This window comes from Desulfosarcina sp. (assembly GCF_055467485.1).
Genome location: NZ_JBUOIV010000080.1, coordinates 1 through 17,108 on the forward strand (window position 1 = coordinate 1; position 17,108 = coordinate 17,108).

18 protein-coding genes and 1 pseudogene are annotated in these 17,108 nt (G+C 58.3%); 8 read left to right on the forward strand and 11 right to left on the reverse strand.

What is annotated here, in order from left to right; translation table 11 throughout:
• Window positions 1-369 precede the first annotated feature (369 nt).
• Complete coding sequence (locus tag ACZCED_RS22815; protein WP_462969020.1) at window positions 370-1,194, forward strand: SDR family oxidoreductase; 825 nt, start codon at window positions 370-372, stop codon at window positions 1,192-1,194.
• A gap of 82 nt (window positions 1,195-1,276) precedes the next feature.
• On the opposite strand, the gene ACZCED_RS22820 is transcribed toward ACZCED_RS22815, so the two are convergent.
• Complete coding sequence (locus tag ACZCED_RS22820) at window positions 1,277-1,843, reverse strand: flavodoxin family protein (RefSeq protein ID WP_464861833.1); 567 nt, start codon at window positions 1,841-1,843, stop codon at window positions 1,277-1,279.
• 175 nt (window positions 1,844-2,018) lie between these two features.
• Here ACZCED_RS22820 and ACZCED_RS22825 point away from each other — a divergent pair, with 175 nt between their 5' ends.
• Both ACZCED_RS22825 and ACZCED_RS22830 read left to right on the forward strand, forming a co-directional pair.
• Window positions 2,019-2,495: a LysR family transcriptional regulator gene (locus tag ACZCED_RS22825; RefSeq protein WP_464861834.1), complete on the forward strand. Its 477-nt coding sequence runs from the start codon at window positions 2,019-2,021 to the stop codon at window positions 2,493-2,495.
• Window positions 2,496-2,499: 4 nt separating this feature from the next.
• Window positions 2,500-2,868: a type 2 periplasmic-binding domain-containing protein gene (locus ACZCED_RS22830; RefSeq protein ID WP_462969023.1), complete on the forward strand. Its 369-nt coding sequence runs from the start codon at window positions 2,500-2,502 to the stop codon at window positions 2,866-2,868.
• 36 nt (window positions 2,869-2,904) lie between these two features.
• On the opposite strand, the gene ACZCED_RS22835 is transcribed toward ACZCED_RS22830, so the two are convergent.
• From ACZCED_RS22835 to ACZCED_RS22845, 3 genes are read right to left on the reverse strand one after another with little or no spacing between them, the layout of a single operon-like run.
• Window positions 2,905-3,168, reverse strand: a complete 264-nt coding sequence (locus ACZCED_RS22835) for an anti-sigma factor family protein (RefSeq protein ID WP_464861835.1) — start codon at window positions 3,166-3,168, stop codon at window positions 2,905-2,907.
• Window positions 3,165-3,569, reverse strand: coding sequence for a sigma factor-like helix-turn-helix DNA-binding protein (locus tag ACZCED_RS22840; protein WP_462969041.1), 405 nt, complete (start codon window positions 3,567-3,569; stop codon window positions 3,165-3,167). Before ACZCED_RS22840 ends, ACZCED_RS22835 begins: the two co-directional genes overlap by 4 nt.
• Window positions 3,570-3,578: 9 nt before the next feature.
• A complete protein-coding gene (locus ACZCED_RS22845) occupies window positions 3,579-3,752 on the reverse strand; it encodes a sigma factor (RefSeq protein WP_462969025.1) in 174 nt (57 codons plus the stop codon).
• A gap of 767 nt (window positions 3,753-4,519) precedes the next feature.
• On the opposite strand from ACZCED_RS22845, the gene ACZCED_RS22850 reads away from it, so the two are divergent.
• Window positions 4,520-5,479 carry a glucokinase gene (locus tag ACZCED_RS22850; protein ID WP_464861836.1) on the forward strand — a complete coding sequence of 320 codons (960 nt, stop codon included), beginning with the start codon at window positions 4,520-4,522 and terminating at the stop codon, window positions 5,477-5,479.
• Between the two features lie 5 nt (window positions 5,480-5,484).
• Window positions 5,485-6,246, forward strand: coding sequence for a TVP38/TMEM64 family protein (locus tag ACZCED_RS22855; RefSeq protein WP_462969027.1), 762 nt, complete (start codon window positions 5,485-5,487; stop codon window positions 6,244-6,246).
• Window positions 6,247-6,250: 4 nt separating this feature from the next.
• On the opposite strand, the gene ACZCED_RS22860 is transcribed toward ACZCED_RS22855, so the two are convergent.
• The 7 genes from ACZCED_RS22860 to ACZCED_RS22890 all read right to left on the reverse strand — a co-directional run bounded on the left by ACZCED_RS22860 (window position 6,251) and on the right by ACZCED_RS22890 (window position 11,988).
• A complete protein-coding gene (locus tag ACZCED_RS22860) occupies window positions 6,251-7,123 on the reverse strand; it encodes an HDIG domain-containing metalloprotein (RefSeq protein ID WP_462969028.1) in 873 nt (290 codons plus the stop codon).
• A gap of 29 nt (window positions 7,124-7,152) precedes the next feature.
• A complete protein-coding gene (gene chrA / locus ACZCED_RS22865; RefSeq protein ID WP_464861837.1) occupies window positions 7,153-8,469 on the reverse strand; it encodes a chromate efflux transporter in 1,317 nt (438 codons plus the stop codon).
• Window positions 8,470-8,592: 123 nt separating this feature from the next.
• Window positions 8,593-8,904 (reverse strand): hypothetical protein, encoded by a 312-nt coding sequence (locus ACZCED_RS22870; protein ID WP_462969030.1) that lies wholly within the window; start codon window positions 8,902-8,904, stop codon window positions 8,593-8,595.
• A complete protein-coding gene (locus ACZCED_RS22875) occupies window positions 8,888-10,168 on the reverse strand; it encodes an MFS transporter (RefSeq protein WP_464861838.1) in 1,281 nt (426 codons plus the stop codon). Before ACZCED_RS22875 ends, ACZCED_RS22870 begins: the two co-directional genes overlap by 17 nt.
• Window positions 10,169-10,180: 12 nt before the next feature.
• On the reverse strand, window positions 10,181-10,618 hold the full coding sequence (locus ACZCED_RS22880) for a chromate resistance protein ChrB domain-containing protein (protein ID WP_464861839.1): 438 nt from the start codon (window positions 10,616-10,618) through the stop codon (window positions 10,181-10,183).
• A 32-nt stretch (window positions 10,619-10,650) separates the two neighbouring features.
• Window positions 10,651-10,944, reverse strand: coding sequence for a hypothetical protein (locus ACZCED_RS22885; RefSeq protein ID WP_462969033.1), 294 nt, complete (start codon window positions 10,942-10,944; stop codon window positions 10,651-10,653).
• 60 nt (window positions 10,945-11,004) lie between these two features.
• A complete protein-coding gene (locus ACZCED_RS22890) occupies window positions 11,005-11,988 on the reverse strand; it encodes a chromate resistance protein ChrB domain-containing protein (RefSeq protein WP_462969034.1) in 984 nt (327 codons plus the stop codon).
• Between the two features lie 288 nt (window positions 11,989-12,276).
• Between ACZCED_RS22890 and ACZCED_RS22895 the strand changes: the two genes are divergently transcribed.
• From ACZCED_RS22895 to icmF, 3 genes and pseudogenes are all read left to right on the forward strand, one after another.
• Window positions 12,277-12,864, forward strand: a complete 588-nt coding sequence (locus tag ACZCED_RS22895) for a TetR/AcrR family transcriptional regulator (RefSeq protein WP_464861840.1) — start codon at window positions 12,277-12,279, stop codon at window positions 12,862-12,864.
• Between the two features lie 208 nt (window positions 12,865-13,072).
• Entirely contained in the window at window positions 13,073-14,227 is a 1,155-nt protein-coding gene (locus ACZCED_RS22900) for an acyl-CoA dehydrogenase family protein (protein ID WP_462969036.1), read from the forward strand.
• A gap of 234 nt (window positions 14,228-14,461) precedes the next feature.
• Window positions 14,462-17,108 (forward strand): annotated as a pseudogene (gene icmF, locus ACZCED_RS22905) (fused isobutyryl-CoA mutase/GTPase IcmF); the annotation flags it as partial.

Consider the following 17,108-nt stretch of genomic DNA (forward strand, 5'->3'; position numbering starts at 1 on the left):
CATGGGCACCTCCAAAGACAGGATGAGGCATTAACACAGCGACCCTTGACGGGGGAACCGATGCAAGGCCGCTTTTCGTTCAAAAAAATAGGAGAGATCCCCATCGCCGCGGGGTGGCGCTGCCGGCGCACTCCCTGGCAGCCAAAACCGTCGCGTGAGGGATGATGGAAGCATACCGATCCAGTCTAACAGCAGAAATGACTTAGGTCAAAAACGAAATGCGTCTTCATTGACGGACCCTTTTGAAGTGCGTCGTTCGGCTTGACTCACCAGCAAAATTGTTCCCTCAAACCAGTTGTGTTAAAGAAATGATAAGAAAACGATTTGAATTAATGGTGCCTCAATCGGTCAACGCAACTCGCTTGAATAATGAAAGATTTCAGAAACAAGAACGTTTACATCGTCGGTGGCTCGAGCGGGATCGGATTGGCGGCTGCCCGGCTGTTGTTCGAACACGGTGCAAACATCACTATATTTTCACGCGATGAACAAAAGCTGGCCCGGGCGGCCAAAGCGATTTCAGCCCAGCGCGCTTCGACCGGGCAGACGGTTGCCTGGATGCGGCTGGATGTCGCCGACAGGTCTGACGTCGACCAGGTTCTGGATGCATCTGTCATGCGACGCGGTATTCCCGATGTTCTGATCAACTGTGCCGGAAGAGCCTACCCGCACTACTTCGAAGATATCAGTTTCGACCAATTCGACGAAACCATGAAAATCAACTTCTACGGCATGTGGCACACCACCAAAAAAGTGGTGCCGCTGATGAAAGAGAGAGGCGGCTATATCGTCAATGTGTCGTCTATTGCAGGTCTGGTTGGGGTCTACGGGTTGACCGATTACAGTGCTTCCAAGTTTGCCATCATGGGGTTTTCAGAGGCGCTTCGCAGCGAGCTCAAACCGTTTGGCATCATGGTATCGGTCCTCTGCCCGCCGGATACGGACACTCCCGCGCTCGACGTCGAAAACAGGACCAAGCCCAGGGAGACCCGAGCCCTTTCGGAAAACGCAGGTCTGATGCAACCCGGGGATGTGGCCAGGGCCCTGGTCAAGGGCATGCAGAAAAACCACCCTGTCATCATACCCGGCCTTGAAGGCAAAATGACCTGCCTGGCCAAACGATGGGCGCCCACCCTGGTGGAATGGATGATGGACAGGACCGTCAGGCGGGTTCAGAAGGATGGCCGGGGTTGATCGGTGCCCGGGTATGCATCAACCCAACATGGGCACCCATCAAGATGTATGTCTCACCAAAGATCGATGCAGCCTGGGTTCTCTAATCCACCAGAGATCTTGCCAGGCCCGCAGCCTGCTCCCTTGCCGTTTCCGGGAGTTCTGCAGGGCCACTGCACCCGCCCACATACAATTCACCCCCTTTAGGAGCCTTCAAAAAATCCGCGATGCGATCGAATGCAGTGAACAGGCCTTCGGCATTGTTCGCATAGGCATCCGCTCCAGTGACCAGCAGGCCGATGCGCTTGTTTTCCATCAAGGAGGTATGACCGGGTTGGTGGTAGTTGGTCACCAGGGCGTATCCCCGATCGATCAGCCGCTTGATCTGCGATGCAAACCCCCAGAAATAAACCGGCGACGTGAATAGAACGGCATCTGAAGCGATCATGCGCGCGAATATGTCGCTGGCGTCGTCCTTCTGGACACAGGCGATCTCATCGGCGTTCTCCTTGCACTTGCCGCATCCCAGGCAGCCCCCGATGGTTTTGCCGTTCAAATAGACCCGTTCCACCGAATGGCCCAGGGCAGCGAGCTCCGCTTCCACCCAGTTCAGAACCGTGGCTGTGTTGCCTTTTTTGCGGGCACTGCCCAAGAGCGTGACGATCTGCATGGCTGATTCTCCTTTGTGGTGAAGGACACCTGTGTCTCCAATCATCATTGATCTTCATCTCACAGATATCCTCTCTTTTGAGAAATAAGAATGTGACTCTTGATTATTGAATAGTCGTCGTTGCATATATTTGTCCAATGAATAGTTTTGATAAAAACCACCAAAAAATGTCGTTATGAACCTGCAAATCGATTTTCTGAGAACGTTCATTGCCGTTGCGGAAACCAAAGGCTTTACCCGGGCCGGCAGGCAGGTGAACCGATCCCAATCCGCCGTGAGCATGCAAATCAAGCGTCTCGAAGATGAAGTCGGCAAGCCGTTGTTTGAAAGGATCGGCAAGACGGTAAAATTGACCACCGAAGGCAGCCTGCTGATCAATTACGCGCGGCGTATGGTCAAAGCGCATGACGATGCGGTGATGGCATTGTCCAAACCGGCGCTGAAAGGTTTCATCCGTTTCGGCTCCCCGGAACACTATACCGCCGGTGTCCTGCCCAAGCTGTTGGCCTGCTTTGCATCCTCATATCCGGATGTACTGGTTGAAATGCGTTGTGAAAACAGTGAAAAAATTAAAGAATCAATCGACAAGAAAGAACTCGATATCGGGCTTTGCACCCAGATCAGTGAAGGGGGGGCAGGTCATCTACCATGACCCGGTGGTATGGGTCGCCGATCCAGGTTTTATCGTCCAGAAGGATAAAGCGCTTTCATTGGCCGTATTCGAAGACGACTGCATCTTCCGGTCCTGGGCCGCAGCCGCCCTGGAACAGGCAGGTATCGAATACCGGATTGTCTATGTCAGCCGGAGTATATCGGGAATACTGGACCCGGTCAGAGCCGGTTCGGCCATCGCACCGATTGTCAAAAGCAATGTCCCGCCCGATCTGAAAACGGTCGGCATTGAAAACGGGCTGCCGGTGTTGCCGATCGCAAATGTTGCCCTGCACATGGTCAAGGCGCCGACACCTGAACCCGTATCCTGTTTTGCCGGCTACCTCTTCCACGCTTTCAGGGAAAAGGGTTGAGTGTCGTTTTCCCCATCCGGTGTCGGTCACGACCATTCAGGATACGGCGCGAAGGGCCTTCTTGATGCGTTCTTTGGCTTCCTCGGGCAGGGATGCGGCGTTTTTATCCGTTGACGGTTCATCGTCCATATGACGGCTCACTCTTCTGAGCATGATCAGCTGACGGCGGAAGCGGGCGCAATATCGGCACATCAGCAGGTGAATGCGAACCGCCAGGTGATGATGAAAAGGCAGTGACGCATCCAGTGACAGGGACACCTTTTGCGACACGTCCCTGCAGCGGAACATCCAGTGTTTCATTTCGGATTTCCTTTTTGCTGCCGTCCGAGCCCGATCCGTTCAAGGCACTTTCTCAGCAACATCCGTGCCCGATACAGGAGCACCCAGCAGTTGTTGGCGGTAATGTCGAGCCGCGCGCAGATCTCTTCGGTGCTCAACCCGTCGATTTCCCGATAGACAAACGCATCGGCACTTCGCTGCGGGACGTCCGACAAACACCGATAAAAATGATCTAAAAATTCCCTGTTTTCCTGGACCTTGCCGGGATGGGTCCGCCAATGGGCCGGCCGGTTCTGCCAACCGCCTTTGGCGTTGAAAAACGCGTCCACGTTTTCGGGGTCATTTGCCAGATTCCCGGCACGGATAGTGGATTTACTCCTGCGGTAATGGTCGATCACCTTGTGTTTCAGGATGCCGAACAGCCAGGTTTTTTAGGAGGAGCGGCCTTTGAACCGATCCCGGGCTTTCACTGCCGCTAGGAAAGTCTCCTGGACCAGGTCCTCGGCGATTTCCTTTTTCTTGACCCGGGCCAGCGCAAAATGAAAGAGCGAATCGCCATACCGGTCCACCCACCAGTCGGCATTTATTTTCGGCGAGTCTTTCATTGGTGTCGAATGTCCGTCATCGAGTGATTGCACGGGGTGTGCAATGCCGGTCAGGGTACCAAAATCAGCCGATTATTCAAGCGGCAATGCGGCGCGGGCCGACTCGGGGCGATGATACGATCGCTTAAAAACGCCATGTGCGCGGTAAAAGCAGGTCGACCGCCGGCGGGGTTGGCTGTTCGGAAGATCATTTGGGCCTCTTTGTGATTCAGCGGCAAGGCTGTGGAAAAATAATTGCGCGCGGCAACCCCGCCTTAAAATTTGGCAGTGTCCATGACGTTTTTCAACACCCTGTTCGAAGTGGGGGCGCCTCCGGCAGGCGGCCAGTGCCTCGGTGATCCTGCTCGACATGTTGTACCGACATGCTGCCGATCCCGGTATCGGTGTTTTGCGTTTGCCGGGTTGGTCGGTATACTTCGGCAACCCTTACACCTGATGAAGTGGTTTTCATCGATCGATCGCCCGGCCATTTCCTGTGAATTCAAAAGCCAGCGAATACCCATTGCCCGATATATAAACGACTTGCGCATATTTCGGATCGCGTTTAACATTAGCGGGCAATCCATTGCGTGATTGGCATGCTCAACCGGCTTCCAGGATCCCGGATATCCGATTCGCCCTCCCGGGATGACACCCTCTGGTGTTCCGTCAACCGGCCAGACCGGTGCTTGTCGACAAGGCAGTTGCATGCTTTCGGCGGGAAACGGATTATTTCAAACAGCAGGCTGCAATAGAACCTTTCCCGCCGCAGGCGGTAGAGGATGGCCATGAAAACGATACTCGCTGCAGATATCGGGGGGACCCACAGCCGGTTTGCCCATTTTGAGACCGACGGGGATTCGACCTTGACCCTGGTCGACAAGCGGTGGCTGCCCACCGGCGCCGCCGACTCGTTTGCCCAGCTTCTCGAGCAGTTGCGGGTGTCCAAATTTTCCCTGCCGGCCGACGAAGCCGACATCGCCGTGATTGCGGTTGCCGGACCGGTTGAACGAAATTCCTACTGCGCTCCGCCCTACATTGCCTGGGATATCGATCTGGCCGGCAAGGCGGCGGCAAACACCTTTAAGCAGGCGGCCCTGATCAATGATTTCGTCGCCCAGGCCTATGCCAGCCGGACCCCGGTGGGCCAATCCGCCCGTACGATTATTCCCGGCAACATGCTTTCCAGCGGGACCATCGGCGTTATCGGCGCCGGCACCGCCCTGGGCATGGCCAGCCTGGTACCGCTGCCCAGCGGAGAATACCTGGCCCTGCCTTCCGAAGGGGGGCACGGCTATTTCCCTTTCGTCTCCCAACGGGAGTTGGCGTTTCAGCAGTTTTACAGGGAAAAAAGCGGGCAGCATCATATCACCGGCAGCCTGGTGGTCTCCGGTCGCGGACTGCGCTATCTGCACTGGTTCCTCAGCGGTGAGGATCTGGCCCCTGAGGATGTGACCACGCGGCTTTCGCGAACATCCGAGACCCTGGCCTGGGCCGCCAGGTTTTACGGCCGGGCCTGTCGGGATTTCGCCCTTGCGGTATTGGCCCGTGGCGGTTTGTATGTGGCCGGCGGGGTGGCGGCCAGAACACCCGAGATGCTGACCCATGAGAATTTCGGTAAGGAATTCCTGGATTCTCCGACAATGGGTCACATGTTGTCGCGAATGCCGGTGTTTTTGATTGACGACCCGGACAGCGGCCTCTGGGGTGCCGCGTTCCATGGTCAACAACTGCTGCGAAAAGGATAAAAGCGATGGCCCGGGAAAAGAAAAGCGGAATGATCAACAAGCTGATAATCGTCGGGGTGATCGGCCTGGTCATCGTGGCCTTCCGGACCTTCGACCTGGGGCAATATCTCACGCTCGATTACATCAAGGGCTCCCAGGAAAAATTTCAGGCGCTCTACCTGTCGCACCGCTTTCTGGTCATTGCCGTTTACATGGGGATCTATATCGCGGTCACGGCCCTGTCCCTTCCCGGCGCGGCGGTGCTCACCCTGGCGGGCGGCGGCCTGTTCGGCTTGGTCGTCGGAACCGTGGTCGTCTCATTTGCCAGCACCATCGGGGCCACCCTGGCATGTCTGGTCTCCCGGTTTATGCTACAGGACTGGGTACAGAACAAATTCGGCGGGAAACTGAAGACGATCAACGACGGCATCGAAAAAGAGGGCGCTTTTTATCTCTTCTCCCTTCGCCTGGTGCCGATCTTCCCCTTTTTCGTGATCAACCTGCTCATGGGGCTTACCCGCATGCGCCTGTTCACCTTTTTCTGGGTGTCGCAGATCGGCATGTTTGCCGGGACCGTGGTCTATGTCAACGCCGGCAAGGAATTGGCCAAAATCGATTCCCTGTCCGGCATTCTGTCGCCGGGCCTGTTGGCCTCATTCGTGGTGCTTGGCCTTTTCCCGATCACCGTGAAAAAGCTGCTGGCCCTCTACAAGAAGAAGTTCAGGCCGGAAGCGGCAGAACCCGTCGGCGGTCAACCAGTTAAACCAGAGAAAAAAGAGACCGCCTGACCCGTCAGCCAGCCAACAGTCCCTGGATTTCCCGGTGATAGCCCAGATACCGTTCCAGCGTCCGATCGTTCTTGCCGTACTTGGGAATGGTCTGCAGGATTTCCTCGAATCGCGCTTCGGCTTCTTCTTCCGCTTGAATCGCCACGATTCCGTCCGTGATGATATCCACCAGGCGGTCGGCGTAGATGATGATGCGCTCCTCCAGGCTACCCAGGGTGTAATCTTTGACCGGCAGTCCCAACTCGACCGCCTCTTCTGAAGTCAGTCCGCCGCGGATATGCTTTTCCATCACCGCGGTAACGGCGTTGGGCAAGCCCAGGGCCAACCCCATTTCGGCCCCCACTTTTCCGTGTTCGATTTCATGGGTCCTGGCCTTGCCCAGGTCGTGAAAAAGGGCGCCGCGTCCGACCAGTTCCATATCCAGGTCCGCGTGGGTTCGGGCGGCGATCTCCAGGGCCTTTTCCGCCACCTTGACGCTGTGGTCGATATCTGCTTCCGAGACGCCGGCCTTGCGCAGCAGGTCGATGTCGGCGGGTTGAATCGAATAGGGTTTAGGCTGGACGGCCTGGACGGGGTGACCCCCTTCAATCCAGGCCTTGAGCCCGCCTTCCACCCATACCGCATTGAGGCCCTCCCGGCGCAGCCGTTCAACCGATGACTGGCTGACCGGTCCGCCCTTGACGCAGTAGAGAACGACGGGCCGGTCCGAAGGAAGGTCCTTGACCCAGCGGTCGATGTTTTCGGGGTCGCGCCATACGGCTCCCGTAATTTTCTGGGGTGTCGCCTCGTAATCCGCCTTGCGGCGCACATCGAGCAGGACAGGCGCATCTCCGGCGCCGAGCATGTTGTTTAAGGCTTGGATGTCGATGGATGTCATGATGCTATTTTCTCCTGTTGGGTGGATGGTTAACCCACTATCTTCCAGACCACACCCGCCGCCGCCCCGATGGGCACCAGGTACTGAATGGGGAAATGGAATTTTTGAAGCAGCACCAGCGAGACAATGGCGGCAACCAGGGCAAACCCGTCGATACCCGCTTCGGGCAGGATCACCTTGTGACCGAACCAGACGGCCAGGTTCAGGATGACACCCACCACGGCGGCGGTGACGCCGGTAAGCGCTGCCTGGATGCGCTGGTTGCCGGCCATGGCCTCGATGAAGGGCGCGCCGGCAAATATGAAAAAAAAGCAGGGCAGAAAGGTGACGTAGGTCGTGATCAGGGCGCCGAAAATGCCGGCGGTCAGCGGGGTGAGATCCCCGGGCAGGTTCCAGGCCCCCACGAACCCCACGTACTGGGTCACCATGATCAGCGGACCGGGCGTCGATTCGGCCAGGCCAAGGCCGATGAGCATCTGCTCGGTGCTGAGCCAGTTGTTGCCCACGGCAAAATCGGTGATGTAGGCCAGCACGGCGTATGCGCCGCCGAAGGTGACAAAGGCCGCCTTCGTGAAAAAAAAGGCGATCCGCGTCAAGGTGTCCTCGAGCCCGCGCAATCCCCATACGCCGCCCACCACCAGGGCCCACAGTCCAAAACAGATCAAAAAGACCCGCACCACATGGGCGAAAGAGGGTGCGACGTTCTTTTGGCCGTTGGCTGTTTCTGCTTCGATCATGCATTCGCGGGTCTGGTCGTTAAAGGTGCCTTTGCAGAAGACCTGCGGCAATCCGCGCTGCAGGATCAGCCCGCCTGCCGCCGCTCCGGCCACGATCAAGGGAAACGGGACTTTCAAGAAGAAGATGGCGATGAATGCCAGGGCGGCAAAGAGGTAAAGCAGGCGATGCTTGAGCGCTTTCTTGCCGATGCGCAGCACCGCCTCGATCACAACGGCCACCACCACCGGCTGGATGCCGTAAAACGCGGCGGCCACCGCCGGAATATCGATGTGAGCCACGGCCAGGTAGCTTAACAGCAGCATGATGAAAATCGAAGGGATCACGAAAAGCGACCCGGCGACGATGCCGCCCAGCGTTCCATGCAGCCGCCAGCCGATATAGGTGGCCAACTGCTGGGCCTCGGGCCCGGGCAGCAGCATGCAGAAATTGAGGGCCCGCAGAAACTGGTTCTCACCGATCCACTTTTGCCGCTCCACCACCTCCTGGTGCATGATGGCGATCTGGCCCGCCGGACCGCCGAAGCTGATAAAGCCCAGCTTGGTCCAGAATTTTAAGGCTTCCTTGAAAGAGACTGCCCGGGAAGGTTTTGAATTGGATATCGTTGTCATGCACTCTCCTTGGCATTGACCGATCGCGGACGTCTGACCATCTTAGATTATCCTGTCAATGACCGAGTCGTGGATATTGCGGTTGGCCGGAATGAAGATTTTTCCCGGCCAACCGGTTTCAGGTTACGGGAGCGAGGACGATTGAACGACCTCGCAGCTTTCATCGGGGCAGAAGACGTCAAGCCACAGGCTCTTCTTGGCCTTCGGGTCTTCACAGAACACAGGGATTCTGACACGCTCCGCTTCGGTGAAACAGGCATCATCCGGGCAGAAGCGTTCCAGCCACACGCCCCTGTCCTCGCAGGTTTCTTCAACCGCTTTCTCTTTTTCCGACAAGGATTGGCGCTTTTCATCCGCCAGCACCCGGGCATGTTTCACGAAAACCCGTTTCCGATTTTCCGTGTTGGGTGAATGGGTTTCATGGTGATCGGTCATGGTGGGCCTCCTTCCTATATATGGGCACCTGGATATCGCGGCCGTAAATCGCAAAACCCACGGTGCCGATGATCCCGAAAACGAATGCCGTAACCAGGTTCGTTTCCGGGCTGATTTGCCATAAAAACGCCCCGCCCAAAGCGGCGAAAGCGACGAAGACATCCCGGATCAGATAATAGAGCCCGAACATCCCGGCCTTGCAGTCCTCGGGTGAGAGGTCCATGATCAGGGACTTGCGCGTGGGCTCGCCGAATTCCTTGAGCCCCCTCAGGATAAACGCAACGAGCAGCCATTCGAAAGAGCGGCTGAAAAGCAGCACCAACGGAAACAGGGTGAAAAAGACAAAAGTGACCAGCACGAAGGGCTTCTTGGTGCTGCGGTCGGCCAGGTAGGCCACCGGGATGTAGACCAGAACCGCCGTGGCCATTTCGATGGTCGTCAGCAGGCCGAATTGCAGGGCCGATACCGGTGCCGTTATCACCTTCATGCTCCAGACGACCACGAAGGCGTAAGGGATCTGCTCGCAGAACCGGATAAGAATGTCGGTGACCAGCAGCCCTTTCATGGCCGGGTTCATGCTACGGAGCAGCTTCAACGGATTTTTTTCCGCTGTCAGGCTGGAGGCGGTGTCTGAAGATACCGAATCCGGCGTATCCGCTTCGATCATGCGCTGTTGCAGGAAAAGCGCCACGATGGACATCATCAGGGCCACGCCGAAGGCCAGCCGGACGCCGTCCCGCTCGCCCCATATGCCGATGAACAGCCCGCCGAGCAGGGGGCCGAGCGCCATGGGGATACGGCGCACCAGCGAATGCATGGTCACCCCCATGGTTCGTTTGTTGGTGGGCAGGACCTTGTACATCAGGCTCATGGTTGCCGGCAGCGATATGGCCGACCATGAGATAAACAGCACCGCCCCGGCCAGCACCGCCTGCCAGGCCGGTACCAGGATCACCAGGGCGAACCCGGCCATGGCCACCAGGTTGAAGATCAGCAGCGAGCGCTTGGTGCCCAGGCGGTCGGACAGGTAACCGCCGGGAAATGAGTAGAGCGCCGACAGCAGGTTGTCCATGGCCTGGAGAAGACCGACGGCCAGGACGCCGCCTCCCAGGGCCAGCATGTAAATGGGCAGAAAGCGTTCGGCCATGCGCTCGCCCATGCCCACCAACACCACCATGGCCAGCACGCCCACGGTGCTGCGCTGCAGGGCGAGAAAGCTGGCGATTCCGGCGGTTCCGCCATTTATGCGTTCACGAATGGCCATGGCGGGCTTCCTTTACGATTCGGTTCCGGCCACATCCAGCCGGCACCAGGCATACAGCGCGTCGTAGACCTCGAACTGGCCTGCAATGTTTTGCCGGTCGTCCGGATAGCGCAGGCTGTAGCCCACGGCAATGGCTTCGAAACCGGCGGCCAACGGGTCGGCATCCAAGCGGTCGGTGTCGGCGGCGTTGATGATCCTGGCCAGGCGAAGCAGCGCCGGGTCGGTCAACCCGTAATCCTCGATGATGGCATCGAAGGTGCACTGCGCACCGCGATGATGCAGTCGGGCCCCGGGTGTGTCGAAGGGAATCGCACCGGTCTTTTCGGCGATTTCCATCACCTTGCTTTTAGGGACGAACAGAAACTCGGCATCCGAATCGATGAACCGGGTGATCAGCCAGGGGCAGGCCACACGGTCGACGTGGACATGGGATCGGGTGATCCATTTCATGGACATGCTCCTTGCCTGAGCGAAGGCATTCGCTATTTTTTTGCCCTAAATTTTGCCCCAATTGGCCCCAAATAGATCAAGTTCGTGTCGACCCGGGCCTGGATGTCCTCGATGAGGTGGCTGAATTTGCCGTTCAGGTCATCTGCGAGGTGCTGGACATACTCGCGAGCCGCTTCCTCACCATATTTGTCTTTGAACATCTGGAAGGTCTCCGGGATTTTGGTGATATCATGGCGCTCATCCTTGTGCTGCGGGTCATCGATCCACTCATGAACCTCACGGCCAGTTGTCGGTCCGCTGTTTGCTGATCTGGGCATGTTGATCAATGGACGGCATGGCATGTTCTCCCTTGATGGTTAGGATTTTTTAGTTGCGGCTTGCATCCTTCAGGGGGTCAGCTTGCCCTTTTGTCTCTGGAAATAGGCATACAGGTTTTCGATGAGCTGCATCCCCAGTGTCATGCGCCGGCCGTCTTCCGGCTGGGATGCGGCCAGGCCTGTCAACAGGGCGTTGAAGCCGGCCGTTTCGGCCCGGTCATATCGGGTGTCCTTCAGGTCGATGTCGTGAATCACCTCGGCCAGAGGTACAAGCCCCCGATCCTGCAGCCCGAAGTGCTGGATCATCACCTCGAAGGTGCAGCGGTCTCCCTCGTGGGTGTACTCGCCCTCGAACATATCGAAGCGGATCTGGTCGGGCTCGGGGGTATGCGTATCGGCATCGACGAAAATGAAAACAGCCGATCGGTCCACAAAGCGCCGGATCAGCCAACCGCAGGCGATCCGGTCCACAAATATGTTTTTGCGCGTCACCCAGGTTTTGCCGCGCAGGCCGTCGAGGGTGTGCATGGCGGCACTTTCATTGGACGACTGTCCGGACAGGCGTGCGGTCAGGTCCTGAATCAATATTTCAGCGGTGCCGTGCTCCGGAGCGTGGAAGAAATCGATGGCCGCCACCTCGTCGAAACGTCGCTGCAGCCGGGATACCTGCGCCGCTCCCCTGATCGCCGGATCCTGGGGATCGATCCGTCCTGCCGACCAGTCCGAGAGCAGGGCATTCGCATCCTGGATGATCTTTTGATAATCCGATTTGCGCGCCGTCTGAAACAGGGCGATGACCTGTTCATCGGCCAGTCCCTCCACAAAGCGCACAATGCCGATCGATCCGTCTCCGCCGCCGGCGACGATCGCCTTGAGCGTCCAGCTCAAATCCTCCTGGGACTGCTCAGAACAGGGCATGACGTATACCGACTGCTTGATGGCAACGGCCCCCACCTGCTGCAACCGCCGCCAGATTTTAACCCTCAGCGCGTTTGGTTTGGGGGGGATCTGGTGAATCAGGAGCAGCCATTTGCCGCTTTTCCGGGGTGCCATTCAGGCCTCCTTATCAACTGTTACTAAAAAATGTAGCAACTGTTACATATTGTCAAGTGCGACCGGCTGCTATTTTCCGGCGAAACCCCTGAAAAACGATGTTACCCGTCGCATATTTGGTGTTGACAAAGCCGCCCGGTCTGAACTAAAACCCAAAAATATGACTGAGCGTTCGCTCGGATTTTAGATGGCGGTGGAATATTTTTTAGTATTTTCATTCATTTGAACATGATTCAGAATAAACACGATAATAACGGAATTCCGACACAGGTCAAAAACCAGGCATTGGTGGCACAGCGCCGGCGGCAGATCGTGGATGCGGCGGTGAACCTGTTTATCGAAAACGGATTCCACAAGACCACCACCCGCCAGATCGCCCAGGCAGCGGGGATCTCCATCGGTTCACTCTACGAATACATCGCCACCAAGGAGGATGTCCTCTACCTGGTGTGCGATGCGATCCATGCGGAGATCGAACAGGGGGTGGCCGAGGCGCTGAACCGGGCCAAGAAGGGCAAGAACCCGCTGGCCGAGGTGATCCGCGAATACTTCATGGTCTGCCATCGCATGAACGATCACATTTTACTGATCTATCAGGAAACGCAGTCGCTGCCAGGCAAGTGGCAGCGGGTGGTGCTGGAAAATGAAATCCGCATCACCGGCATCTTCACCGGTGTCCTGGCCCGGCTGACGGCGTCAGGGGATCTTCCGCACATCTCCCCGCGGCGGTTGGACCTGGTGGCCCACAACATCTCGGTACTGGGGCACATGTGGACCTTCCGGCGCTGGTTTCTGGCCAACCATTACAGCATCGACGAGTATATCGATTTCCAGACCCGCAGCATCGCGGGCATGTGCCGTGAGAATGCGGCTTGAAAAAAGGGTTCAAGGATCCAAGGGGGTCAAGGGGTCGAGCGGAATTGAAAAAGGGCTTCGCGGGTGACAGCGATTCAGGGTCGCTATGATGATGCACCTCGATAAGGGGTGAACGATTATCACCTGACCCCTCGAATCCCCGACCCCTTTCATGAAAACGGATACAGAATGGACGGATACCATTACTTAATCATGCAGGAGGGATGGAATGGAATTTGAGCTCAACAAAACCCAGAAGGACATTCAAAAGGCGGTCAGGGATTTCGTCAAAGGCGAATTTGACAAGGAGTTGGCCCTGGAGCTGGAGAAGAATCATGAATTTCCCCGAAAAATCTGGAAGAAGGCCTGCGACCTGGGTCTGATTGGGGTTCATTTCCCGGAAAAATATTCGGGGCAGGGTCTCGGTTCGCTTGAGGATATCCTGGTCATCGAAGAGCTGTGCCGCGGCGACTCCACCATCGGCAGCGCCATTGCCCTGGCCGCGTTCGCCTCGGAAATCATCATGCACTATGGATCCGAAGAGCAGAAGGAAAAGTACCTGCCCGCCGTGGCCGAGGGTGAAATGCTTTCCGCCGGCGCCTTTACCGAACCGGACCACGGCTCGGACATCACCTATATGAATACCACCGCCGTCAGGGACGGTGACGAATGGGTGGTCAACGGCGGCAAGACCTTCATTACCAACGGCGGCCTGGCCGGCTTTTACAATGTGCTCTGCCAGACCGACCCGGACGCCACGCCCGGCTACCGCGGCCAAAGCCTGATTCTGGTGGAAGCGGATCGGCCCGGCCTCTCCACCGCCGACGTGGGCAACAAGATGGGCATCCGCATGATGGCCACCGCCGAGGTGACGTTCAAGGACGTGCGCGTGCCCTTGAAAAACCTCATCGGCGAGGAGAACAAGGGCTTTTACCACGTGCTGCACTTTTTCGACGAAAGCCGCATCCAAGTTGCCGCCCAGGCGCTGGGCACCGCCCAGGGTGCCTTTGACCGGGCCCTGGCCTACGTCAAGCAGCGCGAGCAGTTCGGCAAGAAAATCGCCCAGTTCCAGGTCACCCAGCACAAGCTGGCCGACATGGCCACCAAGATCGAGCTGGCCCGCCTGATCACCTACAAGGCCGCCTGGAACTTCGACCAGGGCCGCATCGATCCCAAGCTCACCTCCATGGCCAAAATGTATGCCGCCCGCACCGCCGTGGAAGTGGCCGACGAGGCCATTCAGCTGCTGGGCGGGTACGGCTACATGACCGAGTACGAGGTGGAGCGCTTCTACCGCGATGCCAAGATCACCGAAATCTACGAGGGCACCAAGGAGATCCAGAAGAACACCATCGCCAGTGCATTGATCGGTAAGCTGAAATAGCTGTTTTCGACGTAGTCAACGATCCCCGGAAGGCAACCCGCTCACCCTGATATTGCGGTGCCTTCCGGGGTTATCCACAACCCCAGTTTCGTGGATGCTGCGACCTGAACCGTTCGACCGCCACCACAGCACCTTTCCAAGGATGTCCGACAGGCACCAATCGGCCTGCTCCGGATAGGGGAAAGCCACCTGCTCGGCGGAGCGTGACAACCAGGGCCAGCCACAGGAGGACGCATGAACGATGACATCCAGGTATACCGGCCCGTTAACAACGTCCGGGTCGTCACGGCGACATCCCTTTTCGACGGCCACGATGCCTCCATCAATATTTTCAGGCGCATCCTGCAGAGCACCGGCGTCGAGGTGATCCATCTGGGCCACAACCGCTCGGTGAAGGAAATCGTCGACGCCGCCATCGAAGAGGACGCCCAGGGCATCGCCATTTCCAGCTACCAGGGCGGCCACCTGGAGTTTTTCAAATACATGGTGGATCTGCTCAAGGACGGCGGTGCCGGACACATCAAGGTGTTCGGCGGCGGCGGCGGCGTCATCGTTCCCGAAGAGATCAAGGAACTGGAGGCTTACGGGGTGGCCAAGATCTACACGCCCGAAGACGGCACCCGCCTGGGGCTCCAGGGGATCATCAACCACATGGTCCAGCTCATGGATTACTCCCGCGCCGACGGCGCCAGCCTTGACCTGTCCGGCCTGGATGCGGACAACAAGCTGCTCACCGCCAACCTGATCACGGCCCTGGAGCAGGCCAAGGCCAAGGAGAACGGCCACCTGGCCAAGTTCCGCCAGGAGCTCAAAACCAGGATCGGCGACCGCAAGGTGCCGGTGATCGGCATCACCGGCACCGGCGGCGCCGGCAAGTCCTCGCTAACCGACGAGCTGATCCTGCGCATGCTGCATGACCTGAAAGAGATCCGCATCGCCATCATCAGTGCCGACCCGTCGCGCAGAAAGACCGGCGGCGCGCTGCTGGGCGACCGCATCCGCATGAATGCGATCAACAACCCCCGGATCTACATGCGCTCCATCGCCACGCGGCGCTCCCACACGGAGATTCCCGATGCTCTGGAAGAGGTGCTGGATGTGGTCAAGGCGGCCGGATACGACCTGGTCATCGCCGAAACCGCCGGCATCGGCCAGGGGGATTCCCACATCATCGACCTGGTGGACCTGTCCATGTACGTCATGACCAGCGATTTCGGCGCCGCCTCCCAGCTGGAGAAGATCGACATGCTGGACTTTGCCGACATCGTCGTGGTCAACAAGTTCGAAAAGCGCGGCGGCGAGGACGCGGTGCGCGACGTGCGCAAGCAGGTACAGCGCAACCGCAATGTCTTCGACCGGCTGCCCGAAGACATGCCGGTGTTCGGCACCATCGCTTCCAAATTCAATGACGACGGCGTTACCGCCCTGTACCACGCCCTGCTGGACGGCATCCGGGAGAAGACCGGCGTGGCTTTCGAATCCAGCCTGCCGCGTCCCGAGACCAAGCAATCCACATCCAAGACTATCATCATCCCGCCGGAGCGCACCCGCTACCTGGCGGAGATCGCCGAAACGATCAGAGGCTACCACCGCGAAACCGAAACCCAGGCCGACGCCGTGCGGCGGGTGTGGCACCTGGAGGAGACGGCCAGGGCACTGGCCGGTGACGGCCTCGACGGCGACACGCCCGTCCTGGTAGAGCGGCTTAAAGGAGAAATCGAAAAGGCCCGCGCGGCCCTGGCCGATGAAACGCAAAAACTGGTCAACGGATGGGAAAAGATCCGCGCCGATTACTCCGGCGACGAACTGGTCTATACGGTCCGCGGCCGGGAGATCCGCGTCCCGCTTTACAGCGAATCCCTCTCCCACCAGAAAATCCCCAAGATCTCCCTGCCGCGCTTTACGGACCCCGGTGAAATCTACAGCTGGCTGCGGCGCGAAAACCTGCCCGGCTACTTTCCCTTTACCGCCGGCGTGTTCCCCATGAAACGCATGGGCGAGGATCCCACGCGCATGTTCGCCGGCGAAGGCGATCCGGCCCGCACCAACCGGCGATTCAAGATGCTGTCCGCCAACAGCGAGGCCAAGCGCCTCTCCACCGCCTTCGACTCGGTGACCCTTTACGGCTACGACCCGGACCGCCGTCCGGACATCTACGGAAAAGTGGGCAATGCCGGGGTGAGTGTGTGCACCCTGGATGACGTCAAGGTGCTCTATGGCGGGTTCGAGCTGTGCGCGCCCACCACCTCGGTCTCCATGACCATCAACGGGCCGGCACCCATCATGCTGGCCATGTTCCTCAACACGGCCATCGACCAGCAGGTGGACAAATACACGCAAGAAAAAGGGGCGCCACCCGCTGCGGAAGAATATGAAAAGATCAAGGCCATGGTGCTCGAGAATGTGCGCGGCACCGTGCAGGCGGACATCCTCAAAGAGGACCAGGGCCAGAACACCTGCATCTTTTCCATCGATTTCGCCCTGAAGATGATGGGGGATATCCAGCAGTACTTCATCGACAACAACGTGCGCAATTTCTACTCGGTCTCCATTTCCGGCTACCACATCGCCGAGGCCGGGGCCAACCCGATCTCCCAACTGGCCTTCACCCTGGCCAACGGCTTCACCTCCCGGGGGTACTCGCCGCGGCATGCCCCTGGACAGCTTCGCGCCCAACCTCTCTTTCTTCTTCTCCAACGGTATGGACCCCGAGTACACGGTCATCGGCCGGGTGGCCCGACGCATCTGGGCCGTGGCCCTGCGCGAGAAGTACGGGGCCTCGGTGCGCAGCCAGATGCTCAAATACCACATCCAGACCTCCGGGCGCAGCCTGCACAGCCAGGACATCCAGCTCAACGATATCCGCACCACCCTGCAGGCC